This is a genomic window from Bacillus sp. S71, from assembly GCF_016625265.1.
GTDB lineage: Bacteria > Bacillota > Bacilli > Bacillales > Bacillaceae_G > Bacillus_A > Bacillus_A cereus.
On record NZ_JACVUW010000003.1, the window covers coordinates 310,708 to 335,124 of the forward strand.

A 24,417-nucleotide genomic window follows, 5' to 3' on the forward strand; every position below is an offset into this window, starting at 1 on the left:
ACAATGTATTCAAATTAACATACATTTTAGTTATGTAAAAAATCTAAGTTTTAAGGAGATGAATCCATGCTGAAAAAGTTGGTAGCAGGTGCATTATTAACTGTTTCGTCGTTAACTGGAGGAATGGGATTAGTATCGGCTAGTACCGAAAAAGATTATACGATTTCCTCTTTCGAATATGTAACTGTAGATGAAAAGACTGTTGATTCGTTTAACAAATTGAGTGCTCCATTAAAGGAAGACGTAAAAATAACGTTAGTTCTACCGAAACAAAATCAAAATGGTGACTGGTTATCTTATGGATTTTCGAGCAAAGAAAGTTTAGAGGCTTTTATTGAAAAAGATAAACAAAGGTTGAATAATTCAATCACTCCCCTTGGTGTTGGAGGAAGCGGACCTGGTAGTACAGACTTCTATAAACGCACAAATCAAGGTAGCGAGTATTTTTCTGTAAGTAGCGGTTATAAAAACTTGTCTGCTAGTTGGCAAAATCAAATTGTTTCTGTACGTACAGCATCCCCTACCGCTAGCTATTCAACAACACTATGGGAACGTACTTCAACTGAAGGATATGGAAAAGGTGTTGTTTTTAAACATGCTGATTGGTATGGTCAAATTGCAAACTTAAATAACTTTCCAACTTCAGCAGTTGAAGTTAAAAAGTAAAAATATAGAAATAAAAGGTGTTTTCACGTATGGAAACACCTTTTATTTCTACAACTATTTCACATATCTCATCTATACCAATTTCAACTCTTAATTATTATCTTTCGTATTCCTACTCTCCAAAACCTTCTCCATATTATGAGTTGCCCACTCCATCATTAATAAAATCATTGGACGAAGAGATTCACCAAGCTCAGTTAATGAATATTCTACTTTTGGCGGCACTTCACGGTATACTTCGCGATGTATGATGCCATCTGCTTCAAGTTCTCTCAGCTGCAGTGTTAACATTCTTTGTGTGATATTTGGTTTTAATCTTTTTAATTCATTAAACCGCTTTGTACCATCTAATAAATGATACAAAATTACCCCTTTCCATTTCCCTCCAATCACCTCAACCATAGCTTCAACTGGACAAGAATATTTATTTAAAAATGGGTAATTTATATTATTTTCGTTTGGACAATCCATAATAAATCCCTTCCCTTAACATTAGTATCTTTTTTGATACTATACCACATAAATGTGCGTACTTGTATCTATGTTACTTTAAAAATATAATTTACTTACAAAAATAAATTCATGAAAAGAGGAACTTTTATGACAAATACAAAAGAAATTACAAAAGAAAAAATTATGGAGGCTTTTCATTTCAGACATGCATGTAAAGAATTCGATCCTATGCACAAAATTTCAGAAGAGGATTTCAAATTCATTTTAGAAACAGGCAGATTATCTCCTTCTTCTTTTGGATATGAGCCTTGGAAATTTATTGTCGTACAAAATAAAGAATTAAGAGAAAAACTACAACCGTATTCATGGGGCGCTGGTGGGCAACTTGCAACAGCTAGTCATTTTGTTATTGTTCTTTCAAGAAACATTAAAGATATGCATTATGATGCAGAGTATATTAAATATATGATGAACGATATTATTGGATTGCCTGAAGACACTCAAAAAATTAAATATGAATTCTTCAAAAAGTTCCAGGAAACAGATTTTAACTTATTACAATCCGATCGTGCTGTATTTGATTGGGCATCTAAACAAACTTATATTGCTTTAGGTAATATGATGACGAGTGCAGCTCAAATCGGTATTGATTCTTGTCCAATAGAAGGATTTGATAAAGAGGAAGTAGATTCTTTACTTCGTCAAGAAGGCATTATACAAGGCGATAATCTTGAAGTATCAGTTATGGTTGCCTTTGGTTACCGTAAAGAAGAGCCAAAGCGTGATAAAACAAGACAGACTATGGATACAATTGTTGAATGGATTAAGTAATATAGCACAGACAAATAATACTCCTAATAGCTGTATACTCATACTAAAGAAGAATCAATTGTTTTCTTACGTATGAATTTGGTTTTTCATGGAAAGATATGTTAGTATGTATACAGTTTGAGTGCTCTATTTTTAGAGTCGAACAGGAGGAGAATGAATATGTCTGATATTGAAGTTGGCGAAGTGTTTACACTTAGCGATGAGAATAATGAGGATCAGGAAGTAGAAGTACTTGGAGCAATGGATGTCGAAGGTGCAGAATATATTGCAGTTGCCTTTGTTGAAGATATCCAAACAGAAACTGAGGAAGACATTGATATTTTCTTTTTAAAAGTAGAAGAAGATAATGAGTTTTCATACATTGAAAATGATGAAGAGTTTGATAAAGTATCTGCTGCTTTTGATAAGATTTTAGATGAACAAGAACAAGAGTAAACACGAGGGGGGATGCATATCCACCCTCTTTTTTTTATTCATCACTCATTCAGTGATTTATGCAGTAACTCCAGTACATCTTTCATCGCAAAAGGTCCATCTTTTTTAACATGCTCTGCAAATTCTGAAACGAGACGTAATGTTCTCACACTTTCGATTGGATGTTCTCCTGATGCACTTTCAGCTGAAAGCATAACTGCATTCGTCCCGTCCAGTACAGCTTGAAACACATCAGTCACCTCTGCTCTTGTTGGAATAGAATGATCTACCATAGATTGAAGCATTTGTGTTGCTGTAATGACATATGTATTCGTTCGATTACATTCCTGAATCATCATTTTCTGTAAAAGCGGAATGCATTGATACGGTAACTCTACTCCTAAATCGCCCCTTGCAATCATAATTCCATCTGCTTCTTTACATATATCTTGAAAATTCTCGATTGCTTCCATCGTTTCTATTTTTGCAATTACATTAGGTGACGTTTCTTTATACTGTTGTATAAAATCTCGTATTTCTTTTATATGACTAGGTTTTCTTACGAAAGAACACGCGATAAAATCAACATTCTCTTCTAAAAGAAACTGAATATCTTTTTTATCTTTCTCTGTAATAGCTGGTAAACGAACAGCCGCATCTGGTAAATTAACTCCTTTATGAGATGAGATATTGCCACCTGTTTTTACCTTCGTTTCTATTTTATCCGTACTTATCTTTTCAACAATTAATTCAACTTCTCCATCATTAATTAAAATTCTACTGCCTACTTTCACATCATTCGCAATTCCTTCATAATCAACGCTTGCTTCTGTATTACTCCCTGTAACTGGTTGTGTATGTAAAATAAAAGAATCTCCTGCCTGAAGTGTAATTTGCTCTCCCTTCACTTCACCTAATCTTATTTTAGGACCTTGTACATCACCCAAAAATTTAATAGAGTCATCTAATGATTTCACTAAACGAATGATGTCTTTATGACTTTCATGCGTGCCATGCGATAAATTCAGTCGAACAATTTTCATACCATTCTTTATTAACTGTGCTAACGTTTCTTTATTATTACTTGCGGGTCCAATTGTACAAATTCGATCGATTGTCATTTTTGTCACCATCCTTTTTTTAATAAGTTTCCCATATGAACTTGAAAATAACAGAGATAATGACATAAATAGATTTAAATTTACACGAATTTCATAAAGTTAAACCTGTATCCCTTGCTGGCTAAGCATTAGAAGATATATTCGCTTTTTTGCAAATGAAGACATGTTGAATCGAAAGTAAAAGAAAAGTTAAGTATGGGATAAACCATTGAGAGTTTCGAAATTTTCATATATTGTATGAATTGAGTTCGAACTCAAAAATTTAAAAAGGTGGGAAAATTAGTGAATATGAAAAAATCTTTATCGGTGACAACTTTAGGGTTAGCGGTTTTAGGTTTTGGTATTACTAATAACGCAAGTGCTTCAGAGGTCGATACTGTAGACAAGCAGCCCGTTTTAGTTGACTTTGATACAATTCAATCAACAAAAACATCTAGTGTTCCTAGTTTGACTGTTGCAGCTGCACCTAAGAATGACTCTAACATTAGCGTATATACTCCCTTTTTTGGTAACCCATATGCAGTTGCGAAATCGAAATCAACTACGACCGAAGACTATGTTTATGCAAAAGCAAGAACTTTCAATGGCGATGGCTCATTAGTAAATACGAAAAGTAATAGTGCAAAAAAATCATCCTTTGTAAGTGCTACAGCGACCAACACAAGCATTTATTATGGAGATGATTACGCTATCGGTAATCATACCTATAAATTAAGTGGTTATAATGATGTGAATCACGAAACAAAAGCCTTCTGGTAAGAAAGAGAAAAAAGATATGCATCTTGCATATCTTTTTTCTCTAATACTTTACATATATTGAGGTGCTATTTATGAAACAAATATATATTATTATCGGTGTTTTACTCATTTCATTACTTACAATTTATATTTTGTTCAATACTTCAATCATACAACCTCATCCACCTTCTAAAGAAAATAAGAGAGAGCAACAAACCAATACTATTTCTTACGGATTGAAGGATAATCAAGGCCAACATATTAACAACGGTAGCACAATTACTAGTGAGGATAATAAAATTAATGTATCATTATCATTCGTACATACTATTAACGAAAACCGAAAATATGGATTGATTGTTCTAGAAGATTACGAACAAAAACCTTTTAAAATAGAAGATACTACTAATGAAATATCACACTATTTTTTTGATATGAAGCCCAACAGTTCAATGACTACGAAAATCTCTTTACACACTTCTCCTAATGCAAGTGAATTAACCTTTTTAATAATTAAAAAACCTGAATACAAATTAAAAGATAATAACTTAAATAAAGCAGCCATTTTAGAAGATATTCTAAGTATGCGATACTCAATGCATCCTCCTCAGAAAGAAAGCGAAAAAATAAAACTCTCCCATATAGATCCAGATGCTATTTTAAAAGATGGTCTTTACGAACCATTATTTGTTACGAACCGTGAAGAGAACTTACAAACTGTCTTCTTTGAAAAGGAAGGCAAGCAATTAACCTTATCAAACGGTAATGAAACGAATGATGAAATGACTTACGCAATCGTGGCTTTTAAAGATTGGAAACAAGTTGAAATATTTAACAATAGAAAAGTCGTTTATACTAAAGTTGCACCTGAAACGAGGCAAATCTTTAATTTCATATTGCCTTCAGTGGATCAGGAAAGTAATTTTCAACTCGTCGCTTTTCCATTTCCTTATAAAGTTAGCGAAGAAGATTATATCAGTCAACAAGCATTTAGTTCCTTTCGCATCGTAATTGAAAATGAAAATAAATAAGTTATACTGTGCACATTACAACAACCAAAAAAGCCTACTGACACGAGTAGGCTTTTGAAACTACGAAAGTTTCGTCAATAACTGATTTAAATCTTTTTTCGTTTTCGTCGTTAAAGATTTCATTTTATTAATATCGATTTTTTCTTTCTCCGCTCCTACAATTAACGGATACATACTTTGACCGATTGTTTTAGAATCCGTCGGATGTGATGCCTCTAGCTCTTTTTCAATTACATCCCACTTTTCATTAATTTGTTTGCCAAGCTTATTCACTGTTTCCAATTTCGGATTAGCAGCTAACTGCTTGTCCAAGCTATCAATTAATGCTACAACTTCTTTAACATTCGTTTTCACAGCAACACTTTTCTTCGGATCTTTCGTTGTCTTTCCGTTATTGTTTGTACTTGTGCTTTGATCTGTTGTTTTCCCGCTAGTCGTTTGATCATTCGTTTTTCCTGTCGTCTCTTTTTCTTTTGTTTTTACATTTTCGTTTTGAGTTGACGTTTTGCCGTTACTTTCTGTCCCTGATGATTCTTTCGTATTTTTTGCATCCTTATCTGTTTTTTCATTTGAAGAAGTATTTGTTTCTTTTTCAGTATCTTTCGTTGTTTTTGACGCTTCATCTGCACTTGTCGTTTTTGCTTCTCCATCATTTTGCGCAGTTACTTGCTCTTTCTTTTCCGTTTCTTTATCTGCTGAAGGACTACAAGCTGCCATAGTAAGCATTGTACCAATTGTTATCGATGCGATAGCGACCTTTTTCATTTTCATATAAATCCCCCTATGTTTTACATAATTTATCCTCCCCTTTACGATTCGATTCCCCCTTAAAAAATCCCTTTTCATACGAATTATCATCTTTCCGACAGTAATCTTCATAATAATACGTACAAAAACTGATAAACTCATTTTAATATTCGAGTTTCTTCTACTTCATTTTTCTACTTGCAAGTAAAAGAAAAAGAGTATATTGTCACATTAAGAATTACTATCTTCATATGACGATATACTCTTCTATCAAATTTTTATCTTTCTTGACATTTTATTTATACAAAAAAATAAAATTTTCTTTCGTTTTTTGTTTCTCAACATTTGTTAACATAATATTTTTATGAATAACCACCATTCGAGTGAATGACTTGCCCAGTAACCCATTTCGCTTCTTCACTTACTAAAAAAGAAATTAAGCGCGCAGCATCCACCGGTTCTCCTACTTTACCTTGCGGGAACTTCCATACTAAATGATGCTTCAGCTCCTCTGTAATCCATCCTGTATTCGTCGGTCCTGGATCTACAGCATTCACTGTAATCCCCTTCTCCATCGCAACTGGTGCTACTGACTTTGTAAATGCTTCAATTGCCCCTTTCGTTGCTGCATATGCTAGTTCATCTGGCATTGGACCTACTGACTGTCCTGAAGTAAGATTAATAATACTCCCGCCCGTTTTAAGTGAATAATGTTTTATAAACAATGAACTTAATAGCATAGTAGCCCGAACATTAACTGTATAATGTTTATCCAACTGCTCTACATCTAATTCCTCAATTCTCGTATGAGTAGAATATACTGCATTATTAACTAGAATAGATGGATCACCTAACCGTTCTGATACCATATAAAACAAACGATTTGGCGAATAAGACTGCGATAAATTGATTTCTGCCATTTCACATCGAACATCGTAACTTTCAATTTCCTTTTTCAGCAAAAAGGGTTCTTGATCACTCATTCCCCATGGCATCGCTTTATCATACTTTGGCCAGTACGTGAAAAAAATGTCTATCCCCTTTTGAGCAAGCACCTTGCATACAGCTGCACCAATTCCATTCAGACGAGTTGCCCCTGTTACAATTGCTATTTTCTTCACCTTTTTCTCCTCCATCTATACACAGATCCCCTGCATGAATACAGAGGATCTATCTTCTTATTGAATATTTGACAGTATACGTTCAGCACCTAATTTTAACATTTTAATAAAGATATAATTTACAATCGTAAACATTACAAATAAAACGATAAACATAACCCACAGTCCGACATGAAGGAAGAAGTATAATACACTTACTCCCCCCACAATGATTAAAGCTATTAAAATATTAGCTAAAAAATTCCATAAAGTTGTATATCGACTTTTAAATAATTTCTGCTCTGTATCCCAATGAATATCTGCAGTTTGTGCGTCCCAGCGTGTTCCGATTAAATTAATTAACAGTAACCCATTCGCACTTAGTAAAAACCACAGTATCATGAAGACTGGAGAAATCCCAGCTACAACTGCCATCGTAATACCGAATACTGCTAAAATGATTACATTAATTAACCAAGCAGTGATTGCTTTCGCAAAAAAGATATCCGAAGCCTTTACTGGTAAATAACGATTCACAAACCAAGAGCTTCCATCTCGCGAAAATGACGTTGTTGCAATGACGTTACTACCCATTAAAAATAACGATGCACAAAGACCAACACCAATTGCAAATCCTGTTGTCTCTGGATTGTTAATATGCTCTGTAATAAACTTTAAGTTTCCATCTTGCACAAATAAAATAAAGAACAACATAATTGGCATAACGAAAGTTTGTACAATGCAATTTAAGAAAAATTGTGGTGTACGGAATAACGTTTTAAATTCTTTTTTCACATACGCTTTTAAATGCGAACTTTGTACTGTTGATTTCTGTAAACCTTCCGCCGAAATAACTTGTTTCTTTGCTGTACTCGTTGAAAGTCCAATAACCCCTTTTAAATATGTACGCTCTGCTATGTAATAAAACAACACAAAGAAGACAAATGAAATAACTGCAAAGATTATTACATATAAAGGTCCCTTCCAATTTGCATTTTCTACTAATGCCACTGCTCCAAAATATGTAGTTGGAAAATAATTTGTCATTTGTACTAAAAGAGAAGATTGATTATTTACAAGGTATTCCGCAGCCCCATCTCCAGAAAACGCACTTTTATTTCTCCACTGCATAAATACGTTAATTCCTACAATAAATAATATACTTACGATTCCAATAAATATATTTCCTCGATCTTTATTTTTCGCTATATTTGTATACCTCATAATAATTGTCATCAGTAACGAAGCTAATACTAACGGCACGATTGGGAAGAGTAAGTAAATAAAAATCATATATATGTAATATGTAATAAATGCGCCACTTTTTAAACCGTACGTAATGAAGATTGGTAATAAAATAAATGAACTCATTACGTATTGTGTAATTAATACCGTTAAAAATTTTGCCGAAATAATTTGCGCTGGTTTTAATGGTAACGGCAGTAACATTTCAATATCATTGCTGTAGTAAAATACAGTTAAAATGTTCGTTATACTCATTAAAAATACCCATATACTCGCAATCGCAAGTCCCATTGCAATAATCATTCCCGGCCCTTGCCCTAATTGTTTCAGACCTTCATACATTCCGTGCGTCATCGAACCAAATATTAAAAATCCAACAAATAAAATAGCTGCAAATGAAAATACATACGCCCATCGCTTCTTCTTATCTGCTATAAAATCTGCGTAATTTAACTTTAATAGTACCTTCGTTAACGTCCAAATTTTACTCATTGCCCGTCATCTCCAAGAACATTTTTTCAAGTGATTCATTGGATTTAAAATGATCTCTCATTTCATCTAAATTTCCTTTAAACTGCAAATTCCCCTTATTAATAATAGCAACCCGGTCACATATTTTTTCCGCTACTTCTAATACATGTGTAGAGAAAAATACAATCTTTCCTTTATCCGCATGTTCTCTCATCATTTCTTTTAAAATATATGCAGATTTCGGATCAAGCCCTGTTAACGGTTCATCTAAAATCCATACATCTGGCTCATGCACGAGCACACCAATAATAACGATTTTTTGTCTCATACCGTGCGAATAACTTTGAATTTGATCAGATAATGCATTATAAAGATCAAACTTCTTCGCTAAAGACTCTATTCGTTCTTGTCTTACTTCTTTCGGCACTTCATACATATCAGCCATAAAGTTTAAATATTCAATTCCTTTTAAACGTAAAAACATATCTGGGCTATCCGGCACATAACCAAACGTCTTCTTCGCTTCCATCGGCTCTTCCATAATATTTTTTCCGTTAATCGTAATAGTCCCTTTGTCCACCCCGTGAATGCCAGTAATCATCTTAATTGTCGTGGATTTACCCGCACCATTCGGTCCTAAAAATCCAAAGATTTCGCCGCTAGGTACAGATAAACTTAAATCTTTTACTGCATAGGTAGACCCATTATAACTTTTTGACACATTCGTAATTTCAATCATTCCATCCAATCCTTTCCTTAATTACCAAATAACTATATTGATATTATAGCATACTTCTATTTTAAGATTTTTACATTTTTCAGTTTATTTAACCTTTAAAATAAATATACACCCCTAATCCAACAACTAAAACGACAGCTAGTATAATATAAATCATTGTTAATCGTTTAATATTCCCCTTTGTCGCTTTGCTATAATTTGCATCACCATTCCGCCCAATTAACACCGTCGCAATGACAGTAATCACTACAAGTAATACAACGATCATGATCCAAGTTAGCATTTCTTCCTCCCCCTCCTTACAACCATTTTACAATATTATCCTCTTTATTTCGCAGCATATTTCCTCTTTTTACTATTATTATGAAGCAAACTGGAAAACTATTATTACCATTCCTATCCAATTGTGATATATTTGTAACATAACGTGACTTATTTCTAACAACGTAAGGAGGACCTATCATGAAAACAACTTGGATAAAATATTTAGGATTTCTCGGTTTCTTCGGTTTCCTCGGATTTTTTTATGAAAAAGGATTGTTTACTATGTTCTGTTTCTTCTCCTTTTTCACATCGTATAGAACAGTTCAACACGATGAACTGTTTGAACAAATTGTCAATAAATCGTGTCGCAATGCATTTATCGTTACATTACTAACTACCGCTATCATTATATTTATTGAAATGTTATTTCCAAACCCGGCGCTACAAGAAATTGATATCGCTCTTATTTTCGGCACACTCATTCTTACGTTCGGTTTTTCTATGTTCTTTTATGATAAACCTGTTGATGAAATGGAAGATGCACCATGGCGTTCGTAACGAGGATAAAAGAATACCGCGCCAAATTGAACATGACACAAGAAGATTTAGCAAAGAGCGTTGGTGTGCGACGTGAAACAATTAGTCATCTCGAAAAAGGTAAATACAATCCTTCCTTACAACTTGCTCACGATATAGCGAAGGCATTACATAGTACGATTGATGAGATTTTTATTTTTGAGGATAAATAAAAAATACCGTCATTCTTTCCAAGAAGAATGACGGTATTTCTTATTGATTATCCATATAAAACCGCATGAAATACGCCTAATAGTAAGTATCGATCCTGCATGTAATCTTCATCATATACATTCATCTCAATGTAATACATATCCTCCTCAAGACGAATATTCCAATCTGCAATTACATAGCCCTTTCGTAATAACTTTCCCATTCCAAATGAAGTTTTATGAACAACATATTCTTCTGCCTTATATGTAAAGGTAAATAAGAAATTTGCATCCAATAACTTTCCGTCACATACAAGTATTTCATGCTCTGCATCATGATTATCTTTGTACATTACTAAAATCCTTCTTTGGCGCTGCCTACTTACATCCTTTGCAATGACGCGAATATTGTCCTTACTATCCTTTATTTCATAAATAATATTACTACCAATTTTCGGAATAAAATCCAGCACTCTCATCAGCGTATTTTTATAATAGCCCCTTACTACACCTACTTGCTCACTTCCATTATAAACCTCTATCGGTGTCGTATCTGCTTTGCTATCACACAGTCGTTTGTAAGAAAGCTGCATCATTCGCTCTCCTCTTAAGTACTGATCAAACGTCACAGGATATTCTATCACGCGCAGTTCCTTATTTAACTCATATAAATAGCGTTGAACGCTCTCTATTAATGTTGTAGTAGCTATACGCTCTTGAAGTTCAAATTCTTGCCAGCTGGAAAAAACATTCCATTGATTATGATCCTCTTCATAGAAGAAACCAAGAATTACCTCTTCACGGTCAGCCGTTTCATATTTCATAGGCACGTTCTGCCCATGTTGCACTTGTTCCATCCACTGTCCTAAATAAATCCCCAGCTCTGCAACCTTCATACATGATTTTTGAAAAAATACGCTGTCACTCGCGCAAATCGTTACATCTCCTTCGATAAATCCCTTTGAATAAGCATCATACCGTGGCTCATCCTTCTGCGGGAGATTCTTGTCTAACTCAAATAAAAACTTTAACATTCTTTATTCACCTCTAGTTGTTACACTAATCATACATGACATCGCATCACGCTAGGAAACTATTTATATACGCATATTTAATTCACGCATTATAACACGTGAATGACCTTGTATAGTAGCTCTATTTTTTTGTTCTATATCTTAGTATATGAATTTATATGAGCGATTTTTCAAATATATCTATCGCAACTTACAATATATCAACGATTTTTCAAATATATCTATCACAACTTACAATATATCAACGATTTTTTCAATATATCTATCACAACTCACAATATATCAACGATTTTTTCAATATATCGATTTTTCGACAAATATCAGCATGATTAAAATGAAGCTACCTTTTCTTCCGCCACTTCTACAATTTCTAAAATTTGTAGCAGACTCTCCACTTCATAAGTCGGGTTAACATCTGTCCCGTTTTCTTTCAAACTCGGATTATACCAACACGTATCAATGCCGTAATCTTCTCCGCCTTTCATATCAGAAGTTAGCGAATCTCCGACCATTAGTACACTTGATTTATCAGTAATCCCAAACTTCTCAAACGCATAATCAAAAATCTCACGTGCTGGTTTTTGATGACCAACTTCTTCAGAAATAATAATGTGATCAAAGAAATTACATAAAGGCGAATTTCCGATTCTTGATTGTTGCACCTTCGTATATCCATTCGTAATAATACCTAACTTGCAATCTTGTAGATTTTCACATAATTGTACTGCGCCTTCTATAAGATGTACTTCCTTTCCTAAATTTTCAAGGTATACATCACTAAATTGCTGCGCATCTACGTCTATATTATGAATTGCAAATAATTGTCTAAATCGCTCTACGGCTAATTCACTTAGCGTAATCATTTTATTTTCTAAATCTCTCCATAATCCATTACTAATCTCTTTATAACTTGCAAGATAATCATTATACCCTGTAGACATACCAAACTGTACAAACGCATTATGTAATGCGTGTCTTTCCGTTTTTGGGAAATCTAATAATGTATCATCTACGTCGAATAATATAACTTTGTATTTCATGATGTTTTTCTCAACTCCTATATTCTCATAGCTTAATTATAACAACAATAAGAAAGGGAGGCTAATTAAAACCAGCCTCCCTTCTTTTTACTTTTCTTCCAGCAGTAACTCTTTCATTTCCTCTAACGACTCTTTCGTAAAGCCAAGAGCCCTTTCAGCGTATGCTTCAACTGATCCGTATTGTTTTTGAATTTCACCAATCGCAGCTTGCAAGTATTCAGCACGTGCTTCAAACATCGCACCTAATATCGCTCTACTCTCATCGTTTTGTAGTTTTGCACCTAAAAAGGCCATCATTTTCTCGTTTAACTTTTCACGGAAACCGTTACTTAGTAAATAATCTTCCATTACTGTTTTCTCTGGTACACCTAGTAAAAGTAATAATAATGCTGATCCAAATCCAGTACGGTCTTTCCCAGCTGTACAATGGTTTACTAACGGTAAGTTTTCCGGGTTTTGCGCTAAGTTTAAGAAGCTCACGAATGCCTCGTTACCACTTACGAAATCTTGATTCATTTTCACAAGATACTCACCTGGTTTTCCTAACATAGAAAGGTCACCAACTTGGAAAAACTCATTTATATTTAGGTCTTTCGCTAAGTCTTGCATAACTGGTAAGCACACTTGACGAGCACCTGTAATCTCAGGATTTGGCTTATGCTTTACCTCAAAGTCTGTACGATAGTCACAAATTAACTTTAAACCAGACTTTTGTAAATAGTCGATATCCCACTCTGTTAGTCCTGCTAATTCTTCAGAACGGTATAATTTGCCCCATTTCACTTTACGTCCATCTGTCGTTTCATATCCACCCATATCACGGAAGTTAAACGCACCTTGTAATGGCAATCTACGCTCAGCTACTGTCACTGCTTGTCCATTACTTCCTACTAGTCTAAAATATGGACGTTCATTTTCACTCGGGTTTTCAATTGTATATGATAATCCTCCATTTACAGTTGCAAGTAGTTCTCCATTTTCTTCAATATGATCTGGTGAAGTACTCCAATAAATACGAACTTCTTCTATATTATTTTCCCACTTTATTTGTAACGTATTATCTTCAATTCTTTCTACAGTTGCTTGTAGCCAATTTCTTTGCTGCTCCATTCTTTCACCAACGCTTTCTCTTATAGTCAAATCTTACTCTATTTTATTATACAAATATCTACTTTGTCGTTCTCATTTTTCTTTTTATCTTACAAACAGGCGAAAAGTTCTTTTACTTGTTCAAAATTTGTACACGGGTTCCCACTAGATGTGTCCCAGGGTATATCTTAAAACTCCCTCACATACCGCTCAGTACAACTCAGCAGCTGACATCCATTCTTTTCAAAAACATCCTTCATCCACTCATTTTGCATATTTGTCTCACCAATATAATAAGATGCACCTATTTCCTTTAAGACAAACATCGCACCTGCAAATAGTGCAGCTTCATATCCCTTGTTACGCATATTTGGAGTAACTGCGAAGTACATAAGTTTCCCTTCTTCTAACGTACCTCTTTCAATATGCGGGATTACAATTCCTATCGGCTCTTCATCGACACTCGCTGTTAAGCAATGTTCTTTCCATTGCTCACCAATTTCTTGTAGCATCATATGCACAAATTGATCATGAGCGACTGGTTCTCCCGTCGCTTCATTCCACAGTGAATAAAAAGCCTCTTCCCCTACTTCTTCAATTAACTTAAAATCAACTTCACTTTCTACATCTTCTACTTCGTATATATCTTTAAATACAATCATGTTTTCAGTAATATATTCAAATGAATACGTTTCAAAACATTTTTTATACACATCATAATTTGGACTTTTTGAAGAGATTTCAAAATGTAGTTTTTCTAATCCATCTTTTTGAGCTTCAGCAACGCAATATTGCAACATCTCTTCTAATTGCTCTTCTGTAAAAACCTCTGCATTATTTTCTTTTATCATAATAGAAGAAGCACTTCTTCTTATTTTAAAATGTTTTTCTAACTGTTCTATCGTCGTCATATTCTTCCCTCATCTATATCATACTCGAATTTCTAATCGTTCTCCTTGCATGAGCAGGATTGTCCTTGAATATATAGAATACTAGAAAAGATCGCATCTTTAAAGTGCGGAGGAGGTTCTCCATTGGATATTACAGCATTGCAACAACAGTTAGAGCTTATACAACAAAATGACTATACGCAACTGCAACATATAGACGTAAATGAGTTAACTTTGAACATGCTTCAGTATATCGGAACGACTGATAGCTACGTTCGTTACCAACTTATATATAAATGTTTTGCGCATTTCATTCATCATGAATTCCTTATGGACGATCAGCTGAAATTACTTCTGCAAACTTGTTTAAGTGATGAGTATTTATATTGTGACATTTACTCCCCACATACAGATGGGGTTTTCACACGTTCTTACACTGTTTCGTTAATTGCGTTAATACTCCAATTCGCTAATTCGCACTACTTTTGTACAGAGGAGGATATCGAAGAAATAAAAAATAAACTCATTACATACACAAACTTAGAAACGGATTTTCGGGGCTATATCGAAAATAAAGGATGGGCTCATTGTCTTGCTCACATATCTGATGCTTTTACCGAAATTGTTCATAATACGTATACGACCTTTGAGTGGTACGAAGAATTAATTCATTGTTTATTAAATAAAATCTTTATTCCATCTGACCTTTTTCATAATAACGAAGATGAACGCATTGTTACTCCATTACTAGCAATGCTGTATCATGATTTTCCTCAAAACGAGTTAATTTCTATTATTCATAAAAAAATAAAAAGGCTTCCTCAAATTAGAAAACGCCTTTCGCTTAATGAGTATTGTATTTTATGTGCCAACATTAAAACCTTTTTACGCACATTATTTTTCAGAACGAAAGATGATCATAACTTAGCCTTTACAGCACGTAAAACAGAAAGAATGTTAAAAGAACTTCCTAATTACTATTAAAAACAAGGAGTCAAAACATGGGTTATATTGAAGACATGAGAAATTTAGTAGGAAATCATCCACTTATTTTAATAGGTTCGCACGCCATTATAGTAAATGAAAAAGGTGAAGTATTACTGCAGCTCCGTACAGACTTTAACCGCTGGGGCATTATTGGCGGCGCTTTAGAATATAACGAAACATTAGAAGACGCTTTAAAGCGAGAAGTATATGAGGAAACTGGACTTATTATTAAAAATCCAGAACTATTCCGTACATACTCAGGGCCAGATTTCTTTCAAATCTATCCAAATGGCGATCAAGTACACGGTGTACTCGTTGTTTATATTTGCCGAGAATTTTATGGGGAGCTTGTATGTGATAAAACTGAGTCAAAAGAATTACGTTTCTTTCCGCTTGATGAGTTACCTAGTACTCTTCATCCAGTCATTGAGAAGATTCTTCGCGATTTTCATCACTCCAATAAAAAATAGAAATCAAACAACCTCATTTCCCGTCATTACAACGTGAAATGAGGTTGTTATCGTTCACCGTAAATCCCTATTTTCCCAAAATGATATTAACGCTCTCTTTTTACAACTTTATATCCCTTTATAAAAAGGATAGTTATATAAGAAACAATAAATGAAAGAATAGTATACATGCCCACCCAAAAGAAAAATGCTGGATCGTGCACTGTAACATTTAACATAAGAAAAATAAGAAATGTTACTATTGGCATCACATAAAATGTACCTACTTTATATGCTCCAGCTATTGAAACAATACAAACAAGCAATGGATATATACAGAAAATAAAAATGATTTCACTCAACATTATGTCCCCCTTTCTGCAGAAATAATAGGTTTCTCGTACACATTTTGGGGAACAACAAAATTTTATTTTTTATCAATTATTAGTAAATATAATGTTAGATTGTTATCTCAATCTGATTTCCTTCAGGATCACTTACTACACTTTCATAATAACCATCCCCTGTAGTACGCGGCCCGTTTAACACTGAGTATCCTGCTTCTCTTAATGTATTAGTTAATTCGTTCACTTTTTCTTTACTATCTACTGAAAAAGCAATATGCGCATATCCTATTGTTTGTGTTTGTACTTTCTCGTCTATCCCTACCTGCTTCATAAGTTCTAGACGCGCACCGCCTTCAAAAGTTATGAAATAAGATTCAAACTGCTTTTTCGGATTGTGATATAAGCTATTTTCTTCACCACCGAAGTACTGTTTATAAAAATCACGCATTCTTTCTAAATCATTCACCCAAATTGCTACATGTTCAATTTTCATAATCGACACCTTTTCTTTTATGTTATTGAACTGGCAATTGGATGCTTCATTGCCAGTTCATTTAATTTTCTTTATTTGTTCTCGTAATCATAAGATCAAGTCCAAGGCTTTTTAACCCATATAAATAATCTTCTTTCCAGTTGCTCACTGTTATTTTCGGAATATGTTCTGCCGGAATGTACTGCGGACAACTTTTTACAATCTGATCTATTACAATTTGGTTCACTTCATCATCACAGAAGATGAATCCATGAGGGTTAATAATAGCTATACATGTAGCTATTAAACGAGTAATAGCATCTATATTATATTCCTCTGGATTATTCGAATCTTCACTTCTCAAAGCTTGCAAGAAATTTTTATTATCGTACTGCGGGACGAAAGATATCTCTCCTGAGAAAAATGTGCTTCCGCGTACGACATCTCCATTTACCATAATCCCCGCACCTGGGCCATTTTGACCTGAATACAAATATACAAGAGAGGAATTTTCATTGTTTCCAGTATTTTTATGATAGCCGAGTACTGCAGCATTCATATCGTTTTCTATTACTACTGGTATAGAAAACAGTTCCTCCAAGTGACTTTTCAAATTAAAATTTTGGAACTTTTCATATCCAGGAATATAGAAAATACGCCCATTATCGACAGCACCAGGAACACCAATTGAGATTGAACTTATCTTTGGAAACGTAGCTATAAGACTTTCTATATGTTCTGTCAATACACTTAGACCCGTATCGATTAATGCACTTGAAGTACTGCCTTGTTCTTTTACTTCCCCTAAACAGTTAAAAATTGTATAGTTCGTCTCATTTTTTTCTAAAAATATCGCTAAACCTAACATATATTCTGGATTATATTCATATCGTTTTGCTCTTCTTCCACCACTTGAATCATCTAAACCGGCTAAAGTGACTTCACCGTCTTGTTTCATTTTTTCTATAAATTTACTTATCGTTGGAAAACTGATTTCTAATGTATTACTAAGTTCAACTTTCGTTGCACTACCTCGCTCTAGAAGAGCTGTACGAATGCCGCGAAGGATCGTCTCTTTAATCGATTTTTGAGTAACAAATTGTTCACTCAAATCGCTCACCACCTTAATCAACATACTTATTAAACACTTTTAATAAGTTGCGTTGACAATATATCATACATCATTTTCTAAAGCAATGAAAACTCCCCCACTTAGCAAAGCTTGAAGTGGGGGTTTCTAACGTTTCGACCTAACGGACGATTAACGTCAGGGGAGTTAACACATTAGCGAGCTGTTTCACGCTTAACCCCTCTATCCCATTTGTCCATGCATTTGGGATTACCTTTCGTAAAATGTTAGCCGCAGCATTTACATCTGCATGAATTAAAGTTTTATTTGCTGAACGATATATGCCGCGCTTTATTCGTTTTCCTGAAAAAGTTGTATTTTGGTCATTTTCTCCATACGTTGGAATGAAGTCGTTATCCAGAAAACTTGCTTTCGATGTATATGATTCTTCAGTTACAACAACTTGAATGCCTACAGCATTTGCTTTGTATGTAATCATTTGAATCAGTAAATTATGCGGGATATGACAAAACGATTGGTTATTTCTTTTTCCCATATTCGTTTCTTGTTTCCAACTTTTGTTTTGACCAATAACGATTTTACAAACTTCTTCTTCTTGAGCTAGTTTTACGATATGGTGACTAACTTTATGGAAGACGTCTTTTATTTTCAAGTAACGTTTTTGATGAAGTTTTTCTATCCTTTTAGAAGTAAAAGGTCCTTCATTCGTTTGTTTTCCATTTCTAAGAATGCTTGTAAAATGACTCTTCATTTTGTTGTAATATTGATTTATGCTTTTGATATGTTTGCCCTTAACAAGGACAGGTTTCATACCTGTGTTTGTTACGATGGTTGCAAGGTTATCAATCCCTAAATCAATACTCATATAACGAGCATTCTCTTCAATCATTTGTTGTTCAGAAGGAACATCAATTACCAATTCCACTACATATTCATTGTATTTTGGAATCACACGAACTTGTTTCAGTTTACCTTCAGTGAAACCTAGTTTCCCAATATTTAATTGCAATTTCGTCTTTGGAAACTTTAAAAATCTACCGTTTTTAATGATGCAATCTTGGTTTGTATACAGAATCTCTTTTTCAGAAGAACGAATATACTTTGGAATCCTAGGCGTTCCAGCATATTTGTTTGGATTCTTTTTATAGTCTTTTAAACTAGCAAAAAAAGATTTCCAATTTTGGAACACACCCTTCATGATTGACTGGCTACATTGCGTAGGCAAAGCTCGATAATCATTTTGAATCATAGCCTTAAATAGTGCATCTAGAAAGTTGTAATCTACATAAGGTTTTTCAAAATTAGGTTCTGAAAACAAATTACATGTAATCTCTTTCTGTTCTTCTTTAGGCTTTAATTTCTCTTTTTCCAATTTCTTCTGATAGGCAAGAAGTTGTGTGTCATTCATCTTATCAATATTTTTATGAATATTATCCAGAACTTCTTTTTGCAAAGGCTGCAACTCTTTTTCTTGTGTTAATCCAGTGTACACCTGGCGTATATAAAAGTTTGTGGTGTTGTACATGTTCTTAGCGTTATGACAACATTCTTGAAAATAAGAATACATACGATGCCCTTTTTTAATCCAAATTTGAAGAGTTTTATAGTTTGACGGATTTTCCTTTGTCATTTTATTCACCTCCTTGTTAAGGATATTATAGCAAAACAGAACGTATGTTTCTATTGTTTTCTTGAAAATAAAATATTCCTTTCGATTCACCTCACCACCTTCACTTACGTTTAGAGGTGGGAGTCCTCTCGAAAGGCATGATAGAAACTTACAGCAAACGAGAAAACCGGCAAAACAAATACGAAACAGAGCGTTTCAAGAAGTAAGTAATGTCTTCGTACGATTTTCCGTACTATTTTTCTTTATATGAAACATCTTTCACCTTTTCTATACGATACGACATCTGTTTATTCATTCACTCATAAAAAACGATTTCTATAAGTCTATCGTTTTAATAACTTTAGCTGGGTTACCACCAACAACTACATTATTAGGTACATCTTTTGTCACAACTGCCCCTGAAGCAATTACAACATTATCTCCAATTGAAATACCAGGGTTAATAATAGCGCCTCCGCCAACCCAAACATTGTTACCTATCTTTACCGGTTTTCCATATTCTTTGCCAGAGTTTCGTTCCACCGGATGTAATGGATGAGTAGCAGTATAAATGTGAACACCAGGTGCAAACATACAATTATCACCGATTCGAACTTCACAAACGTCCAAAATCACACAATTGAAATTTGCGAAAAAGCTCTTTCCGACATGAATATTGTAGCCGTAATCACAACGAAAATCAGGATTAATTTGTGCTTTCCCATCAGTTGAAGAACCTAAAAGCTGATTTAATAACGTAAAACGCCTCTCATCTCCTGTCTCCATCGCCTCGTTATAAAGGCGTGTTAAACGTTTTGCCTCCACCCTATCAGCCACCAATTCTTCGTCATCCGCAATATACATTTCTCCTGCCACCATCTTTTCTTTCTCCGTTTTCATACATTCATCTCCTTTTTTATTGAATAGGGCCAACTTATTAAACACCTTTAATAAGTGACTTTAATTTTACTTATTAAACATGTTTAATAAGTAACCCTATATTAGCATATTTTTTCATATATGCAACTAATAAGTTCGGAAAAGAAGTGCGAACTCCTTGCTCTACGTATCGATATGAAGAATAATTTATATCGAAAAACGAGGGAACGCTCAGCGCCCCCTCTCAAATCCAATCCGTTTTTTAATTTCCGCTAAATTTACCTTCGCGATTTTTCTTGCTCGCTCAGCACCTTTTTCTAACGCTTCATATAATAAATTTGGTTCATTCATATACATAGTGTATTTCTCACGAGGTCCAGCTAACTCACGATCTACAACGCGAAACAACTCTTTTTTCACATCGCCCCATCCGATTCCAGTCACATATTTTTCACGTAATGACTGTACTTCGTCTTCTGTCGCAAACTCTTTATATATCATAAATAATGTTTCTAATTCTTTCGGTTCATTTGGAAGTGAAGAGTCTGTTTTGATTTTAAATATTAACTTTCGAAGTTTTTCTTGCTCTGCAAATAATGGGATTACATTTCCGTAACTTTTACTCATCTTCCTTCCATCAAGACCAGGTAAAATAGCTCCTTCTTCTTGCACTACATACTCCGGTAGTGTAAATGTCGTGCCAAATGTATGATTAAAATACGTCGCAATATCACGCGCAATTTCAATATGCTGAATTTGGTCTTTTCCAACTGGTACATGAGTAGCTTGAAATAATAATATGTCAGCTGCCATTAAAATCGGGTACGTGTATAACCCCATATTCACTCCCGCATCGATCTCTAACCCTGCTTCTTTATTTTGCTCCACCTTCGCTTTATACGCATGAGCACGGTTCATAAGACCTTTCGGAGTTAGGCAAGCTAAAATCCAAGCTAATTCTAGAATTTCCGGTACTTCTGTTTGCCGATAAAAAACAATATCTTCCCCAAGTCCAAGCGATAACCAAGTAGCTGCTACCTCTTTCGTATAACTGCTGAACTTTTCTGAATCATGCACAGCATTTAACGCATGATAATCCGCTATAAAATACAATGCTTTTCCTTCATTATTCTTTGACATTTGCAATGCAGGTTTAATCGCACCAATATAATTTCCTAAATGCGGATAACCTGTCGGCTTAATTCCTGTTAACATTATTTTTTCACTCACACTAACTCCTCCTTTCTCAAAATAAAAAGAGCCTCTCATCCTTAAAAAGGACGAGAGGCTCCCGCGGTACCACCTTAATTAGCTATCATTAGCTCACTTCATACTTCAATAACGTGAAGTAACCGTCTTTACCTACTCATTTCAGTTAGAAGCTCCAGAGCCCATTCCATATTCATCCCTTACTGATTTCCACCACACATCAGCTCTCTAAAAAGTTTCGAATATGTACTCTTCTCTTTCATTGCTTTTTCGTTATTTTTTACAGTTTATCACATTTCACTTCCAAACAAACCCTAATTTTCTATTTTATATAGCAGGAATTTCCACTTCAATTGTCTAATGTTATATAGGTTTGCAGAAATATTCGAAACAACTTTGGAGGTTTTTTCATGGTAAAATATATATCAATTTTAGGTTCAACAGGATCCATCGGCACATCTGCATTAGATGTCGTTTCAGCTCATCCTGAACATTTTAAAATCATCGGTTTAACCGCAAATTATAATATCGATCTTCTTGAGCAACAAATCAAAATGTTTCAACCTCGTATTGTAAGCGTTGCGACAAAAGACTTAGCAGACAAGCTTCGTACGCGTATTTCAGCAAATACAAAAATCACACACGGGACTGATGGCTTAATCGCAGTAGCTACTCACCCTGATTCAAATCTTGTATTAAGTTCTGTTGTCGGTGTTTCAGGATTACTCCCAACAATTGAGGCATTAAAAACGAAGAAAGATATCGCTATTGCTAATAAAGAAACTTTGGTTGCAGCTGGACATATCGTAACTGAACTAGCGCAACAAAACGGATGTCGCTTAATTCCAGTAGATAGTGAGCATTCAGCTATTTTCCAATGTTTAAACGGCGAAAATAATAAAGAGATTGAGAAGTTAATTGTAACAGCTTCCGGTGGTGCTTTTCGTGATAAAACACGTGAAGAAATGCAAACATTACAAGCTAAGGACGCTTTAAAACATCCAAACTGGTTAATGGGTGCAAAACTAACGATTGATTCTGCCACATTAATGAATAAAGGCTTTGAAGTAATGGAAGCGAGATGGCTATTTGATATTCCGTATGAAAAAATTGATGTAATGATTCATAAAGAAAGTATCATTCATTCTTTAGTAGAATTTATTGATGGATCAGTTATGGCACAGCTCGGTGCTCCTGATATGAGAATGCCGATTCAATATGCGTTTCACTATCCTACTCGGCTACCTTCTTCCTATGAAAAATTAAATTTATTAGAAATCGGTAGTTTACATTTTGAAAAACCAGATTTAGAGAAGTTCCCTTGTCTACAATACGCATATGAATGTGGCAAAATCGGTGGTACTACTCCCGCTGTATTAAATGCAGCAAATGAAATTGCGAATGCACTATACTTAAAAAATGAAATTGCCTTTTTCGATATTGAAAAAACAATTTACAAAACAGTTGAAGCTCATCATAATGTAAAAGATCCTTCACTTGATGCTATATTAGAAGCGGATCAATGGGCGCGCCAATATGCAAATGAATTGTTAATAAAAAAGAGCTAAAACAGTTCCCACTGTTTTAGCTCTTTTTTCACGTATTCAACTTAACAAATCTATAACCGTGTGTAACTAACACTTTTAATATCGCATATCCTGGAATAGCTAAAATAATGCCCATAATCCCGAATAAGTTTCCGGCAGTTAAAATGATAAATATGATTGTAATTGGGTGAATATCTAACTTCTTACCCATAACTTGCGGAGAAATAAATTTACCTTCTGCTAATTGTACAACCATCATTACAATAATTACCTTTAAAACCATCCCTGGTGAATCAATAAACGCAATAATTAACGCTGGTGTAATTGCGATAATTGGTCCTACGTACGGAACGATATTTACAATCATCGCTAAAATAGCGAGTAGTACTGCATATTTAATACCGATAATAAGGTAACCGATTAATAGCATAATACCGATAAACAAGCTAACTATAATTTGCCCTCTAATGTACGAACTAATCGCATAATGCATATCATCTAGTATTCTCATTGCTGCTGGTTGTCTTTGCTCTGAAATAAACTTTAAAAAGTGATTCGGCAATTGCTCACCATCTTTTAAAAGATAGAACAATATAAATGGAACCATTACAAATGTTAAAACAACCTCTGTAACAGTACTCAAAAATCCAGTTACATTCCCAGTTACTGATGATAATGACTTTGTAAAATCAACTGTGTAGTCTTTTACCATATTCGCAACATTAATATTTAAATTCTCCTGAATTTTACCGAGTAAATTACTTTCCCCGAATCTACGTGCTGCTTGTTCAATCTCATGGCCAAAATACGGTAAGTTATCAATTAATGCATCAATTTGATCTTTAATAATAGGGATAACCGTTACAACTAAAAATACAAATAATCCTAGTACGATTAAATATATGGAAGCTATCGATACGATTCTTGAAACACCTTTCTTTTCTAAAAGCGAAACGAATGGATGCAAAATATAAAATAGCACACCTGCTAATAGTACTGGGAAGAAAATTGTTTTTAAAAATACGATAAACGGTGTAAAAACAAATGATATTTTTGTTAGCAATAAAATATTAATGAACAATAACGCAAATCCAAGTAATACCGCCAAATAATTTTGTTCTCTAAAAAACTTTCTTAACTTATCTCTTTTTCTTATATTTATTTTCTCCAATGAAACCACCTCTTCGAATGATGAAAAGCCCTTATTCAGGGCTCTTCATCATAATC

28 protein-coding genes and 1 other annotated feature are annotated in these 24,417 nt (G+C 34.2%); of the genes, 10 read left to right on the top strand and 18 right to left on the bottom strand.

The features are described from left to right. Window positions 1-66 precede the first annotated feature (66 nt). Window positions 67-666, top strand: a complete 600-nt coding sequence (locus IBT51_RS08485; protein WP_023522519.1) for a hypothetical protein — start codon at window positions 67-69, stop codon at window positions 664-666. A gap of 90 nt (window positions 667-756) precedes the next feature. Here IBT51_RS08485 and IBT51_RS08490 read toward each other — a convergent pair whose 3' ends face one another. Then, window positions 757-1,137 carry a winged helix-turn-helix transcriptional regulator gene (locus IBT51_RS08490; RefSeq protein WP_071731050.1) on the bottom strand — a complete coding sequence of 127 codons (381 nt, stop codon included), beginning with the start codon at window positions 1,135-1,137 and terminating at the stop codon, window positions 757-759. Window positions 1,138-1,266: 129 nt separating this feature from the next. On the opposite strand from IBT51_RS08490, the gene IBT51_RS08495 reads away from it, so the two are divergent. Next, complete coding sequence (locus IBT51_RS08495) at window positions 1,267-1,950, top strand: NAD(P)H-dependent oxidoreductase (RefSeq protein WP_200458146.1); 684 nt, start codon at window positions 1,267-1,269, stop codon at window positions 1,948-1,950. A 153-nt stretch (window positions 1,951-2,103) separates the two neighbouring features. After that, window positions 2,104-2,385, top strand: a complete 282-nt coding sequence (locus IBT51_RS08500) for a DUF1292 domain-containing protein (RefSeq protein ID WP_003271045.1) — start codon at window positions 2,104-2,106, stop codon at window positions 2,383-2,385. A 41-nt stretch (window positions 2,386-2,426) separates the two neighbouring features. On the opposite strand, the gene IBT51_RS08505 is transcribed toward IBT51_RS08500, so the two are convergent. Then, window positions 2,427-3,485 (bottom strand): pyruvate kinase, encoded by a 1,059-nt coding sequence (locus IBT51_RS08505; protein ID WP_000151078.1) that lies wholly within the window; start codon window positions 3,483-3,485, stop codon window positions 2,427-2,429. Between the two features lie 282 nt (window positions 3,486-3,767). Here IBT51_RS08505 and IBT51_RS08510 point away from each other — a divergent pair, with 282 nt between their 5' ends. Together IBT51_RS08510 and IBT51_RS08515 are read left to right on the top strand one after the other, a co-directional pair. Next, window positions 3,768-4,244 carry a XoxI protein gene (locus tag IBT51_RS08510; protein WP_069355958.1) on the top strand — a complete coding sequence of 159 codons (477 nt, stop codon included), beginning with the start codon at window positions 3,768-3,770 and terminating at the stop codon, window positions 4,242-4,244. Window positions 4,245-4,315: 71 nt separating this feature from the next. Then, window positions 4,316-5,254: a hypothetical protein gene (locus IBT51_RS08515; RefSeq protein ID WP_088022254.1), complete on the top strand. Its 939-nt coding sequence runs from the start codon at window positions 4,316-4,318 to the stop codon at window positions 5,252-5,254. Window positions 5,255-5,314: 60 nt separating this feature from the next. On the opposite strand, the gene IBT51_RS08520 is transcribed toward IBT51_RS08515, so the two are convergent. From IBT51_RS08520 to IBT51_RS08540, 5 genes are all read right to left on the bottom strand, one after another. Continuing rightward, window positions 5,315-6,025, bottom strand: a complete 711-nt coding sequence (locus IBT51_RS08520) for a hypothetical protein (protein ID WP_000782542.1) — start codon at window positions 6,023-6,025, stop codon at window positions 5,315-5,317. A 338-nt stretch (window positions 6,026-6,363) separates the two neighbouring features. Beyond that, window positions 6,364-7,122, bottom strand: coding sequence for an SDR family oxidoreductase (locus IBT51_RS08525; protein WP_000716965.1), 759 nt, complete (start codon window positions 7,120-7,122; stop codon window positions 6,364-6,366). Window positions 7,123-7,179: 57 nt separating this feature from the next. Beyond that, a complete protein-coding gene (locus IBT51_RS08530) occupies window positions 7,180-8,838 on the bottom strand; it encodes a putative ABC transporter permease subunit (protein WP_200458145.1) in 1,659 nt (552 codons plus the stop codon). Continuing rightward, window positions 8,831-9,556 (bottom strand): ABC transporter ATP-binding protein, encoded by a 726-nt coding sequence (locus IBT51_RS08535; protein ID WP_000570204.1) that lies wholly within the window; start codon window positions 9,554-9,556, stop codon window positions 8,831-8,833. The genes IBT51_RS08530 and IBT51_RS08535 overlap by 8 nt, the downstream gene beginning before the upstream one ends. An 88-nt stretch (window positions 9,557-9,644) precedes the next feature. Next, window positions 9,645-9,839 carry a hypothetical protein gene (locus IBT51_RS08540; RefSeq protein ID WP_000958863.1) on the bottom strand — a complete coding sequence of 65 codons (195 nt, stop codon included), beginning with the start codon at window positions 9,837-9,839 and terminating at the stop codon, window positions 9,645-9,647. Between the two features lie 179 nt (window positions 9,840-10,018). On the opposite strand from IBT51_RS08540, the gene IBT51_RS08545 reads away from it, so the two are divergent. Then, window positions 10,019-10,378, top strand: coding sequence for a DUF3796 domain-containing protein (locus tag IBT51_RS08545; protein ID WP_000859208.1), 360 nt, complete (start codon window positions 10,019-10,021; stop codon window positions 10,376-10,378). Next, window positions 10,366-10,569, top strand: a complete 204-nt coding sequence (locus tag IBT51_RS08550) for a helix-turn-helix transcriptional regulator (RefSeq protein WP_016122876.1) — start codon at window positions 10,366-10,368, stop codon at window positions 10,567-10,569. The genes IBT51_RS08545 and IBT51_RS08550 overlap by 13 nt, the downstream gene beginning before the upstream one ends. Before the next feature lie 47 nt (window positions 10,570-10,616). Here the strand turns inward: IBT51_RS08550 and IBT51_RS08555 are convergent, their stop codons facing one another. From IBT51_RS08555 to IBT51_RS08570, 4 genes are all read right to left on the bottom strand, one after another. Then, entirely contained in the window at window positions 10,617-11,582 is a 966-nt protein-coding gene (locus IBT51_RS08555; RefSeq protein ID WP_200458144.1) for a tubby C-terminal domain-like protein, read from the bottom strand. A gap of 329 nt (window positions 11,583-11,911) precedes the next feature. Continuing rightward, complete coding sequence (locus IBT51_RS08560) at window positions 11,912-12,622, bottom strand: YjjG family noncanonical pyrimidine nucleotidase (RefSeq protein ID WP_090977561.1); 711 nt, start codon at window positions 12,620-12,622, stop codon at window positions 11,912-11,914. A gap of 87 nt (window positions 12,623-12,709) precedes the next feature. Continuing rightward, window positions 12,710-13,732 carry a tyrosine-protein phosphatase gene (locus tag IBT51_RS08565; RefSeq protein WP_088022264.1) on the bottom strand — a complete coding sequence of 341 codons (1,023 nt, stop codon included), beginning with the start codon at window positions 13,730-13,732 and terminating at the stop codon, window positions 12,710-12,712. 167 nt (window positions 13,733-13,899) lie between these two features. Continuing rightward, window positions 13,900-14,622 (bottom strand): GNAT family N-acetyltransferase, encoded by a 723-nt coding sequence (locus IBT51_RS08570; RefSeq protein ID WP_200458143.1) that lies wholly within the window; start codon window positions 14,620-14,622, stop codon window positions 13,900-13,902. 123 nt (window positions 14,623-14,745) lie between these two features. Between IBT51_RS08570 and IBT51_RS08575 the strand changes: the two genes are divergently transcribed. Beyond that, window positions 14,746-15,585: a DUF2785 domain-containing protein gene (locus IBT51_RS08575; RefSeq protein WP_000355450.1), complete on the top strand. Its 840-nt coding sequence runs from the start codon at window positions 14,746-14,748 to the stop codon at window positions 15,583-15,585. Window positions 15,586-15,602: 17 nt separating this feature from the next. Next, window positions 15,603-16,058, top strand: coding sequence for an NUDIX hydrolase (locus IBT51_RS08580; protein WP_063220409.1), 456 nt, complete (start codon window positions 15,603-15,605; stop codon window positions 16,056-16,058). Between the two features lie 86 nt (window positions 16,059-16,144). Here the strand turns inward: IBT51_RS08580 and IBT51_RS08585 are convergent, their stop codons facing one another. The 6 genes from IBT51_RS08585 to IBT51_RS08610 form a co-directional block, all read right to left on the bottom strand. Further along, window positions 16,145-16,399, bottom strand: coding sequence for a YbeF family protein (locus IBT51_RS08585; protein WP_001289515.1), 255 nt, complete (start codon window positions 16,397-16,399; stop codon window positions 16,145-16,147). Window positions 16,400-16,496: 97 nt separating this feature from the next. Next, entirely contained in the window at window positions 16,497-16,877 is a 381-nt protein-coding gene (locus IBT51_RS08590) for a VOC family protein (RefSeq protein WP_000687573.1), read from the bottom strand. Window positions 16,878-16,938: 61 nt separating this feature from the next. After that, entirely contained in the window at window positions 16,939-17,967 is a 1,029-nt protein-coding gene (locus IBT51_RS08595) for an ROK family transcriptional regulator (protein WP_000003038.1), read from the bottom strand. A gap of 139 nt (window positions 17,968-18,106) precedes the next feature. Then, the gene (locus IBT51_RS08600; protein WP_200458142.1) at window positions 18,107-19,576 is read right to left on the bottom strand and encodes an RNA-guided endonuclease InsQ/TnpB family protein; all 1,470 of its coding nucleotides are present in this window, start codon (window positions 19,574-19,576) and stop codon (window positions 18,107-18,109) included. 315 nt (window positions 19,577-19,891) lie between these two features. Beyond that, window positions 19,892-20,455 carry a maltose O-acetyltransferase gene (locus IBT51_RS08605; RefSeq protein WP_000845630.1) on the bottom strand — a complete coding sequence of 188 codons (564 nt, stop codon included), beginning with the start codon at window positions 20,453-20,455 and terminating at the stop codon, window positions 19,892-19,894. Between the two features lie 210 nt (window positions 20,456-20,665). Further along, window positions 20,666-21,664 (bottom strand): tryptophan--tRNA ligase, encoded by a 999-nt coding sequence (locus IBT51_RS08610; protein ID WP_088025254.1) that lies wholly within the window; start codon window positions 21,662-21,664, stop codon window positions 20,666-20,668. A gap of 43 nt (window positions 21,665-21,707) precedes the next feature. Next, window positions 21,708-21,915, bottom strand: a binding site (T-box leader). 138 nt (window positions 21,916-22,053) lie between these two features. Here IBT51_RS08610 and IBT51_RS08615 point away from each other — a divergent pair. Next, a complete protein-coding gene (locus tag IBT51_RS08615; protein WP_200458141.1) occupies window positions 22,054-23,211 on the top strand; it encodes a 1-deoxy-D-xylulose-5-phosphate reductoisomerase in 1,158 nt (385 codons plus the stop codon). A 28-nt stretch (window positions 23,212-23,239) separates the two neighbouring features. Here IBT51_RS08615 and IBT51_RS08620 read toward each other — a convergent pair whose 3' ends face one another. Next, window positions 23,240-24,361, bottom strand: a complete 1,122-nt coding sequence (locus tag IBT51_RS08620; RefSeq protein ID WP_053563951.1) for an AI-2E family transporter — start codon at window positions 24,359-24,361, stop codon at window positions 23,240-23,242. Between the last annotated feature and the right edge of the window lie 56 nt (window positions 24,362-24,417).

Bases quoted from the DNA above. Each gene is read 5' to 3' on its own strand.
- IBT51_RS08485 (WP_023522519.1), top strand. From the start codon at position 67: ATGCTGAAAAAGTTGGTAGCAGGTGCATTATTAACTGTTTCGTCGTTA.
- IBT51_RS08490 (WP_071731050.1), bottom strand. From the start codon at position 1,137: ATGGATTGTCCAAACGAAAATAATATAAATTACCCATTTTTAAATAAA.
- IBT51_RS08495 (WP_200458146.1), top strand. From the start codon at position 1,267: ATGACAAATACAAAAGAAATTACAAAAGAAAAAATTATGGAGGCTTTT.
- IBT51_RS08500 (WP_003271045.1), top strand. From the start codon at position 2,104: ATGAATATGTCTGATATTGAAGTTGGCGAAGTGTTTACACTTAGCGAT.
- IBT51_RS08505 (WP_000151078.1), bottom strand. From the start codon at position 3,485: ATGACAATCGATCGAATTTGTACAATTGGACCCGCAAGTAATAATAAA.
- IBT51_RS08515 (WP_088022254.1), top strand. From the start codon at position 4,316: ATGAAACAAATATATATTATTATCGGTGTTTTACTCATTTCATTACTT.
- IBT51_RS08520 (WP_000782542.1), bottom strand. From the start codon at position 6,025: ATGAAAATGAAAAAGGTCGCTATCGCATCGATAACAATTGGTACAATG.
- IBT51_RS08530 (WP_200458145.1), bottom strand. From the start codon at position 8,838: ATGAGTAAAATTTGGACGTTAACGAAGGTACTATTAAAGTTAAATTAC.
- IBT51_RS08535 (WP_000570204.1), bottom strand. From the start codon at position 9,556: ATGATTGAAATTACGAATGTGTCAAAAAGTTATAATGGGTCTACCTAT.
- IBT51_RS08540 (WP_000958863.1), bottom strand. From the start codon at position 9,839: ATGCTAACTTGGATCATGATCGTTGTATTACTTGTAGTGATTACTGTC.
- IBT51_RS08545 (WP_000859208.1), top strand. From the start codon at position 10,019: ATGAAAACAACTTGGATAAAATATTTAGGATTTCTCGGTTTCTTCGGT.
- IBT51_RS08550 (WP_016122876.1), top strand. From the start codon at position 10,366: ATGGCGTTCGTAACGAGGATAAAAGAATACCGCGCCAAATTGAACATG.
- IBT51_RS08555 (WP_200458144.1), bottom strand. From the start codon at position 11,582: ATGTTAAAGTTTTTATTTGAGTTAGACAAGAATCTCCCGCAGAAGGAT.
- IBT51_RS08560 (WP_090977561.1), bottom strand. From the start codon at position 12,622: ATGAAATACAAAGTTATATTATTCGACGTAGATGATACATTATTAGAT.
- IBT51_RS08565 (WP_088022264.1), bottom strand. From the start codon at position 13,732: ATGGAGCAGCAAAGAAATTGGCTACAAGCAACTGTAGAAAGAATTGAA.
- IBT51_RS08570 (WP_200458143.1), bottom strand. From the start codon at position 14,622: ATGACGACGATAGAACAGTTAGAAAAACATTTTAAAATAAGAAGAAGT.
- IBT51_RS08580 (WP_063220409.1), top strand. From the start codon at position 15,603: ATGGGTTATATTGAAGACATGAGAAATTTAGTAGGAAATCATCCACTT.
- IBT51_RS08590 (WP_000687573.1), bottom strand. From the start codon at position 16,877: ATGAAAATTGAACATGTAGCAATTTGGGTGAATGATTTAGAAAGAATG.
- IBT51_RS08600 (WP_200458142.1), bottom strand. From the start codon at position 19,576: ATGACAAAGGAAAATCCGTCAAACTATAAAACTCTTCAAATTTGGATT.
- IBT51_RS08605 (WP_000845630.1), bottom strand. From the start codon at position 20,455: ATGAAAACGGAGAAAGAAAAGATGGTGGCAGGAGAAATGTATATTGCG.
- IBT51_RS08615 (WP_200458141.1), top strand. From the start codon at position 22,054: ATGGTAAAATATATATCAATTTTAGGTTCAACAGGATCCATCGGCACA.